This window comes from Kamptonema animale CS-326 (genome assembly GCF_028330895.1).
Taxonomy (GTDB): Bacteria; Cyanobacteriota; Cyanobacteriia; order Cyanobacteriales; family Microcoleaceae; genus Kamptonema; species Kamptonema formosum.
The window spans coordinates 1-9,147 of the sequence record NZ_JAQMUA010000228.1; the positions used below are offsets into that span (position 1 = coordinate 1).

The 9,147-nt window shown below is 45.5% G+C and carries 6 protein-coding genes and 1 pseudogene; 3 read left to right on the plus strand and 4 right to left on the minus strand.

Going from position 1 to position 9,147, the window contains the following annotated elements:
- Positions 1-2,258 (minus strand): annotated as a pseudogene (locus PN499_RS13050) (hypothetical protein); the annotation flags it as partial.
- A 175-nt stretch (positions 2,259-2,433) separates the two neighbouring features.
- Between PN499_RS13050 and PN499_RS13055 the strand changes: the two are divergent.
- Both PN499_RS13055 and ppc read left to right on the plus strand, forming a co-directional pair.
- A complete protein-coding gene (locus PN499_RS13055; protein ID WP_007356259.1) occupies positions 2,434-2,658 on the plus strand; it encodes a hypothetical protein in 225 nt (74 codons plus the stop codon).
- A 90-nt stretch (positions 2,659-2,748) separates the two neighbouring features.
- Positions 2,749-5,838 carry a phosphoenolpyruvate carboxylase gene (gene ppc, locus PN499_RS13060; protein WP_272032370.1) on the plus strand — a complete coding sequence of 1,030 codons (3,090 nt, stop codon included), beginning with the start codon at positions 2,749-2,751 and terminating at the stop codon, positions 5,836-5,838.
- A 177-nt stretch (positions 5,839-6,015) separates the two neighbouring features.
- Here the strand turns inward: ppc and PN499_RS13065 are convergent, their stop codons facing one another.
- On the minus strand, positions 6,016-6,207 hold the full coding sequence (locus PN499_RS13065; protein WP_272032372.1) for a hypothetical protein: 192 nt from the start codon (positions 6,205-6,207) through the stop codon (positions 6,016-6,018).
- A gap of 571 nt (positions 6,208-6,778) precedes the next feature.
- Between PN499_RS13065 and PN499_RS13070 the strand changes: the two genes are divergently transcribed.
- A complete protein-coding gene (locus PN499_RS13070; protein WP_272032373.1) occupies positions 6,779-7,897 on the plus strand; it encodes a hypothetical protein in 1,119 nt (372 codons plus the stop codon).
- A 129-nt stretch (positions 7,898-8,026) separates the two neighbouring features.
- Here the strand turns inward: PN499_RS13070 and PN499_RS13075 are convergent, their stop codons facing one another.
- Positions 8,027-8,509 (minus strand): hypothetical protein, encoded by a 483-nt coding sequence (locus PN499_RS13075; protein WP_272032375.1) that lies wholly within the window; start codon positions 8,507-8,509, stop codon positions 8,027-8,029.
- Positions 8,510-8,606: 97 nt separating this feature from the next.
- Positions 8,607-9,050 carry a hypothetical protein gene (locus tag PN499_RS13080; RefSeq protein ID WP_007356774.1) on the minus strand — a complete coding sequence of 148 codons (444 nt, stop codon included), beginning with the start codon at positions 9,048-9,050 and terminating at the stop codon, positions 8,607-8,609.
- Positions 9,051-9,147 lie beyond the last annotated feature (97 nt).

The window sequence follows — 9,147 nt, forward strand, 5'->3', positions numbered from 1 at the left end:
CTCCCCTGCTCCCCATCTCCCCCGCTCCCCTGCTCTTCTACCTGGGTGCTATTACTAGCAAAGGATTCTAGAAAGTTGCCCAAAAAGGAATCTGTTTGGACCGCTAGGAAACATCCAGCCGCAGCCCAAACTAAGGCGATCGCGGCTCGGCGATCGCGCCACCCGTGATGAGAAGTAGCCACAGTGGTAGATAAAGCATCGTTTGGAACAAACAGGCCAGAGCTAACTAGCGATCGCTGTAGCCCCAATAGTCCCTTACCCAGTTTGCGGGGGCGAGGCCGAATTCCCACGTCGGCGATTACAGCTTCCCCTGGAAAATCGGGCGTTAAAATCAAATCCCCATCTAAGGCGGTGAAAGCCATATCTGCTGCGGAGGGGGCAAACTCTGGCGCAATATCTTTCTCGAAAGAAGATTTGGCGATTTTTGACAGGGGCTTTGCGGGAGCCACAGGCGATGCTGGGGAAACGGCTGTACCCACCTCAACCCCATAGCGCCACAGAGGGAGTTTTTGACCTGCGCGACGGCCGTAGACCCGCACCCCGACAATGCCGGGAATTTTTAGCTGGCGCAGGAATTGGGCAATGGGCGGCCCTACCTTAGATTGAGAGGGACAGGTAGGAGATTCGCTCATGATGTGGAGCAAGTCACCTTTGGCTAAAATCAGGACGCGAATGCCCCCAGTTTGCAGTTTGCGGTCGAGATTGGGATTGAGTAGGCGGTTGATTAAAAATGTTAGAGCAGACCGATCTCCTTGAGCCGCAAGTGTTACAGCACTTACAGCTAAATCCGGGTGGTGAGCTGCTGGCAAATCCAGCCAGTCTATCCAAACCGGAGTTTCGTCTTCCTGACTGTGGGGCGCTTCTACGCCATAGACAGTGGCCGCGCGAATACCTTGGGGTGCGATCGCAGCTAAAATCGGCGCAAGCGCATCCCTAACTATCTGTTTATCAGGAGTAGAGGAATTGGCAACTGAGAAAATTCCCCGTCTCCCCGTCTCCCCCGCTCCTCTGCTCCCCTGCTCCTCTGCTCCCTCGCTCCCCTGCTTCCCGAAAGTCTTGTTACAGAATAAATGCAGAGTAAATTCTTTAAGTGTGGCTCGAACTTCGATCCCAAAAGCGGCTAATTCCTGATTTAATAGCCGTGCGATCGCAGCTACATCCCCCCAGCGGGCCCATTCCTTCAGCATTTGACTCGGAGGCGTGAGATCTACCCGCAACATCCAGTCTGGCTTCGCTTCACCCCTAACTTGGCTGCAAATTACCGCATCCCGAAAATCTTCTAGTTTCAGATCTCGCAACCGCTGAGCAATCGGTTCTGCTAGCAAGGAAGGGTCTGGGCTGTATGCTGACTCGCACAACACGCATAACCTGCGAACCAGTGGCAAAGTAGAACTGACAGTAGTATCCTCCCCCACTTCCTCGCTCTTCTGTTCCCTGGCTCCCTCCCTCCCCTGTTCTCGAATGCTAACTTTAACCGATACTCCCAAGGCTCCCAAGATTTCACTCAGGTAGCTGGCAATAGCATCAGGATAGCCTCGGCGAGCGAGACGTTCGCAGGAAATAGTCAATGTTCCCTCATCTTGAGTGCCATTGTTCTCCTGTGAAGGAACTTCTAGAATGGCCGTACTCTGCTGCGTTACTTGTCCTGCGGTCATGGAATAAGATGAGGAATGAAGGGGAACGGATGCTGCACTTAATTTAGAAGTAGAGGTAGTATCAATAGTTAGGGGTGAAATCGCGAAAACTTCAGTTTCTTGATTCTCAGGGGCAATTGAACCATTCTGGGTAATGATTCTGCCTTCGCCTGCTGCTGCGATCGGGTTGGCAGCAGTGTGCGTCGGGGAACTTTCCCTTTCAGGCTTCCTTTTCCCTAAATTTCTGATTTCCTTGGAAGCGATGGGCGGTTCTGGGGGAGGAGTTACTAAAGGTTGTGCTTCGGGACGTTTGAGCGGTTGTTGATTTCGGTTAGAACTGTTGCACTCCAGCCTCACTGTCCAGTTATTTTGTCTAGCACCCAGTCTCCTACCGCACAAAAATACTTGGTAAATCTGAGGTAGATTGCGAGGCAGCAGTTTTTCCAAGTCAGTCACGCTCAGGGCTTCGGAATATTTGGCGACTACAAGACGCTGGGGCGGACACTCTGCGGCTTCACAGAGAATGTGCAGGTGATTGCCCCGCAACCGCACCTGTACTTGCACTTCGGGAAGCCCCAAAGCTGCCCCGGCCCACTGCGTTAAGGCGGATCGATTATCTGTCAAGATGCTCCCTTTCGCATTCAACATGGGGGCTTTGATTTCGTCAAGTGTAATTTTGTTTCCTAGAGATAGCACACCACGAGGGTATTTTGGCACACTTAGTTATAAGCGCATTAATCGCTACCATATAGAGCATCGGGATTAGAGTGAAAATTAATAAAACAGGAGGTCTATGTTTATGCAGTCGTTTCGGCAGAATTTACCAGAAACTAAGCCATCCCAGAGCCCGAATTTACAAATTCCCTCAGATATTATATTGAGCTTTGCGACTGTACCCTTACTCTTTGGGTTATTGGCTAGCAAAGCTGCGGCTGAGCTGATGGTGACAATTGGCTCATCCAGCGAGGAACTGTTTCGCGGCGATCGCCTCCCCGTTCTCAACTTCCCACACCAAGATTCTTAGAGACTGTCAACTGTTAACAGCTAACAGTTGACAGTTAACCGTTAACTGTACAATTGATTGGATATCCGCAGCTATTGAGGAACAGACCCCATGAGTTCAGTCCTCCACTCGTCAGATCAGGCCATCACTACAAAAGTCGTCTCGCCTCCTGTCCCGTTTGCTACCTCAGACCTGTTTCTGCGTAATCGCCTGAAAATCGTAGAGGACTTGTGGGAGTCAGTGCTGCGACAAGAGTGCGGTCAAGAACTGGTTGATTTAATTCAGCAGATGCGTTCGATTAATGGCCCAGATCGTCAGGCTCCTCATTTTCTGGAGTCGAATGTCTTGCAGCTTATCGAAAAGCTTGACCTGAATGCCGCAATTCGTGCGGCTCGCGCTTTTGCTCTCTATTTCCAGCTCATCAATATTGTTGAGCAGCACTACGAACAGCGAGACCAGCAATTAGCTTATGTCAGCGGTAATGGTGCTAGCGGATTGGCTTTTTCGAGGTCGCAGGGCCAAACCAGCCACCCATATATAGACGAAAATTTTCAAAGCTTTACAGCTCAGGTGCAGGAAGGTAATAATAACTTGCCGAGGGACTTAGGGACTTTCCATCACTTATTCCCGATGTTGCGACGCTTGAATGTGCCTTCTCAACAGATTCAGCGCTTGATTGATAATTTGGACATCCGGCTGGTGTTTACGGCTCACCCGACGGAAATTGTTCGCCACACGATTCGCACTAAGCAGCGGCGGATTGCGAAGATTCTGCAACAGTTGGATCAAGTTGAGGAAAATTTTGATGTTCTGGGTACTGGTAGTCAGGAAAGCCCTTATTTAGTATCTTCCTGGGAAGCGCAAGCGCTGCAAGTGCAACTGATGGAAGAAATTCGCCTGTGGTGGCGCACTGATGAGCTACATCAGTTTAAGCCGAGCGTGCTTGATGAGGTTGAGTATACTCTGCACTACTTTGAGGAAGTGCTCTTTGATGCGATTCCCCAACTGTATCAGCGCTTTAAGCAAGCTTTGCACGCTTCTTTTCCTTATCTGAATCCGCCGAAGTACAATTTTTGTAAGTTCGGCTCTTGGGTGGGGTCAGATCGGGATGGCAATCCTTCTGTGACTCCGAAAATTACTTGGCAAACTTCTTGTTATCAGCGACATTTGGTGCTGGAGAAGTATATCAGTGCGGTGAAAAAGCTGAGCGAACTGTTGAGTTTGTCGCTGCACTGGAGCGATGTGTTACCGGAGTTGTTGGAGTCTCTCGATCGCGATAAGTTGGAGATACAAGAGGTTTACGATGAGTGGGCGATTCGCTACCGTCAGGAACCTTATCGCTTGAAGTTGGCTTATGTACTCAAGCGGTTGGAAAATACGCGCGATCGCAATTGGCGGCTCTACAAGGGTGATGAGTTACAAAGGGAACGGGAAGCTCTTTCCCAGAATCCGGGATTGGTGGGGCTTTACCCTTCGGGTGTGGAGTTTTTGGCGGAATTGCGGCTAATTGAGCGCAATTTGGTGGAAACAGGTCTAAGTTGTCGGGACTTGGAAAATCTGATCTGCCAGGTAGAAATTTATGGGTTTAATTTGGCCCATTTGGATATCCGTCAAGAGTCGTCGGTTCATTCTGATGCTCTGTCGGAAGTTGCTGAATATCTGCAAATTCTGCCTAAGTCTTACAATGAATTGTCAGAATCGGAGCGATCGATCTGGTTAGCTACAGAATTGCAAACCCGTCGGCCGTTAATCCCGGCAGAATTGCCTTTTTCTGCAAAAACTTGCGAGACGATTGAGACTTTCCGCATCTTGCGACAAATGCAGCAAGAGTTTGGCCCGGAAATTTGCCAAACTTATGTGATTAGCATGAGCCATGATGTTAGCGACTTGCTAGAGGTTTTGCTCTTAGCTAAAGAGGCGGGACTTTTCGATCCAGCTACGGGTATTGGCAGCATTAATGTAGTTCCTCTGTTTGAAACAGTGGAAGACTTGACAAAAGCGCCACAAGTAATGCAAAACATCTTCGAGTTGCCTCTCTACCGGGCGATGCTTGCTGGTGGTTATGCCATCCAAAAGGATGATACTTTGCCTTCCTCTTGTCTACAAGAGGTGATGCTGGGCTATTCGGATAGTAATAAGGATTCGGGATTTCTTAGTAGTAATTGGGAAATTCATAAAGCTCAAAAGGCTTTGCAGCGAATTGCTGAGCAGTACAATGTGAATTTACGCATTTTTCACGGGCGCGGCGGTTCGGTGGGACGTGGCGGTGGCCCTGCTTATAAGGCGATTTTAGCTCAACCTGGGAAGAGTATTAGTGGCAGAATTAAGATTACCGAACAGGGTGAGGTTTTGGCTTCTAAATACTCGTTGCCTGACTTAGCGCTTTATAATCTGGAAACTGTGACGGCGGCTGTGGTGCAAGCTAGTTTGCTGCACACTGGTTTTGATGGGATTGACCCTTGGAATGAGATTATGGAGGAGTTGTCGGTTAGGTCGCGATCGCACTACCGTCATTTAATCTATGAAGAGCCAGATTTAGTTGATTTCTTCCATCAAGTTACTCCGATTCAAGAAATTAGCCAGTTGCAAATTAGTTCAAGGCCCGCACGCCGTAGCGGAGGCAAGAAAGATATTAGCACTCTGCGCGCAATTCCTTGGGTGTTTAGCTGGACTCAAAGCCGCTTTTTGTTGCCTTCTTGGTACGGAGTAGGTACTGCTTTGCAGGAGTTTTTGCTGGAGAAACCGGAAGAACATTTGAAGCTTCTGCAATATTTCTATCTGAAATGGCCGTTTTTTAAGATGGTGATTTCTAAGGTGGAAATGACTTTATCTAAGGTGGATTTGCAAATTGCTCACCACTATGTTCGGGAGTTATCAGCACCCGCAGATAGGCAACGATTTGAGGCTCTATTTGAGCAAATTTCGACTGAATATCACTTGATTCGCGATCTAGTTTTGACTATTACTGGTCATGAGCGTTTGCTAGATGGAGACCCCGATTTGCAGCGTTCTGTCTTGTTACGGAATGCTACGATTGTGCCTTTAGGTTTGTTGCAAGTGGCTTTATTGAAGCGGTTACGGCAGCATGGTGTGGCAGGGGTTCCTGGGGTGATTCACTCGCGTTATAGCAAGGGTGAATTGTTGCGAGGAGCTTTGTTAACTATTAATGGTATTGCTGCTGGAATGCGGAATACGGGCTAGGAGGAAGTGAGAATTAAAAATTAAAAATTAAAAATTAAAAATTTAATTCCATCATTTTTAATTTTGCATTTTTAATTTTTAATTATTTAGGCGATCGCTCTTTTTTTAGGGAGGGCGATCGCTTTTTAGTTAACAGTTAACAGTTAACCGTTAACTGTTAACTGTTAACTGTTTATATTAATTAGTACAGGGATATTTGCCATCATTGTGCTTGCATTCTGGCACAACATTAGTGTTTACGATCATTTTTTCTGTTTGATTTTTATGTCCATTGGTATGATTAAATTCTGCTAGCGAAAGTCCTAAATTTGAGTCAAATCCTAAGATTAATAGTCCCAAAAAGGCTACAAAAGTAGATGTATTTTTCATGTTCGTTTCTACCTCTGATTAATTTTTGAATGCACGAGGTCGAAGCGAGTTGGCCAACTTTGCTTCTGAAAATTGAAAGTTAAGGATTGTGAAATTTCTCGCTTGTTTAGACTTGCTTGAGGTCTAAGCTTGCGAGGTATTCATATATTTATCGGGGTAAATTTGAAAAATTATGCTTTAGTTGAGGGTGTAGTAAAATATCCTGGCGATTGAAATCGCGGCTATACAAACAAAGTTCGCCTACGCGGACTAATGAGGTTGGTAGACTTTTGCTTTCTTGTCTAATGCTGAAGTTGACTCTAATCCCAACGCAAACTCAATCATCCAGTGTTGGTTGTATGATAATAATGGGGTAGATACACATTGTTCACCTGCGATCGTATTCTCGATGAAGCTTAGTTCTACAGATATAGAGAAAGGCTTTTTGCGATAATTGACTCGATTTATTGATTTAATCCCGCAACTGCGGTAGAATTATATGTTAGCCTGCTTGAGTTCTGGACTAGGGCAGCACTTTAAGGTTAGTTACGGGTAGCAGAACTTAATTTGAACAATTAGATTAGAGGTAGTTATGTCAAATTTAACTGCTTTTGCAAGCGAAACTATGTCACACAGTCACCCATGTCTTTTCTGTAAAGATAAAAATCTTAAACGTACAAATGAGCACGTTATTCAACGTGCTTTTGGATCTAACTGGACGTTGCCAAGAGATGTGTGCAGTGAGTGCAATACAGTTCGTTTCTCACCTCTTGATGGAGCACTATTAAATTTTATTCGTACTATTGTTTACTGCGATCACCCCGATCTTTCAATACGGAGAACACTTTTGCAGCAAGGGCATGATGTTCAGTTTGATGAGGCATCGGGTTTATGGGTTAATGTACACCTAGATCAGAATGGTCAAGTTATAATTTCTCCACAATTAATCTTTGTAGATAGAAATAGAATTACTTTTCGTTCTCGCAGTTCTAGTTCTCAATTTATGCTTAAGCAGATTATGAAAGAACTATCTTCTCCTAATAATCTTTCCTTAAACAAGTTAGTAATTCCGCAAAATAATCAATCACTCCCGCCAGTCCAACCAGCAATAATAAGAAGTTCTGAAAACCACTATCTTATACGAGCAAGCAATAGTGAGGATATCGACTTTCTAAATCAGAAATTATTAGAGAGAGATTTCATTTCTTGGCATCAAGAGCAAGCTGAACTAGAAAATACTCAGCAACAAGGTTGGGTACATAAACGCTTCACAATAAATCCCAATGATATTAATCGTGCGCTGGCTAAGTCAGCAGTAAATGCTGTATGTGCTTTTCTTGGACCTGAACGTGCTCGTCATCCCTTGCTTGATCCTATCAAATCTTTTATCTTGGGTCATACTTCAGATGATGCAAACCAATTTGTTAAACACTTATGGGAACCTGATAGAAGTAGCCAGGAAAACAACTCATTTCAGCATTTCAATAAACCAGGACATCATACAGTTATACTTGCTTCAATGCAGGAGGTGCCATTAGTTATTTTCTGTTTTTATGCACTACCGTTTGCGTGTGTACGCTTGTCCGAAACTAACTTCCTTCAAGAATCAGAGATATTTGCTGCTCTCATCAATTATAAATCCAGATCCCATGAGGTTTTTAGTCTATTGGATAACCCAAGCCGTTTTTGTCAACGCTTCTACTCTGAGTAGCCAACGCAGGCTCACACTTCAGCTAACATAATTTCTACGACTTCATAATAGTTAAAGCGATCGCTTACCCACATCCAAAAGAGCGATCGCACATTAAACAGGGCGAGAATTACCCGCCCCAATTTCTACTTAAAAAGTGTAAACTCTTCCCGTTTCATCAATATAAACTGCCCGCCCTTGATTGACATCGGCCGCACTCGTGGGCACAATCCGAACTGTCACCACATTATTAATAACTCGATACTCATATCTCAGCGGTACAGTCCCCTGGGGAGCATTAATCGGAATATTAGCAATATCACCTTTACGGCTGCTAATTCCAATATAAACATCTTTCGTTTCTCCCGGAGCTATCAAACTCGGATAGCCTTCAACTTTGCCATATTCCAAAGTATAACCAGTCTGATTCAAAAGCTGGACTTTAATCTCGCGATTGGGGTTAACTTTCCCTTCCGGTTGCCAGAATCCTGGTTGATATCGGTTATCTGAGGCTGGTTGCGAAAATACTGCGGCTGGTATTCCTATGCTGAAGGTAGCTAATAAAGCTGCTGCTGTCAAAATTCTGTGTTTCATGGCGATCGCATTGGCAAAAGTGGTGGCATCCGGCCGCACGCTCCTGTTAAACTAGATCGAAGAGTATCGAGCCGGATTTTACTTCACTTATCAATTGCTGTACCATCAACCCGGAAAAGCAGCCAAAATTCTCAGGTTAGAAAGAATAGACACGCCCTTTTTCATCAATATAAACAGAGCGATCTAAAGGTGCTGCACCACTGGAAGTTCCGATCCGAACTGTCACCACATTTGTCTTAGGATCGACGTTATATTCATACCTCAAAGGAGTCGTCCCCTCCATCACATTAATGGGAATATTAGCAATGTCGCCAGTGCTGTTTCCCTTACGAATAATGATATTTGCTGTACCTCCCGGAGGTAAAGACGATAAACCTTTTTCCGAATCACCATATTCCAAATTTAATCCCGTCTCATTTGTCAAAATGAGCGTGATATCGCGAACGAGGTCAACTTGTGCTTCCGGTTGCCAAAACCCCGGCCTTGGCCCGCCGTCTGGCGAAGGTTGAGACAAAACTGCACTAGGTTGAATTAATGCGATCGCGCTGATAATACCCGCTGTCAAAATTCTCAATTTCATAGCTTTTTCCTGATAGCGTGTTTGTCACCTTAAGTAGTCGGACATAATTAAACGTAGGGTGGGCGCTCGCCGCAAAAAACCTGTAACTCATAGAAGA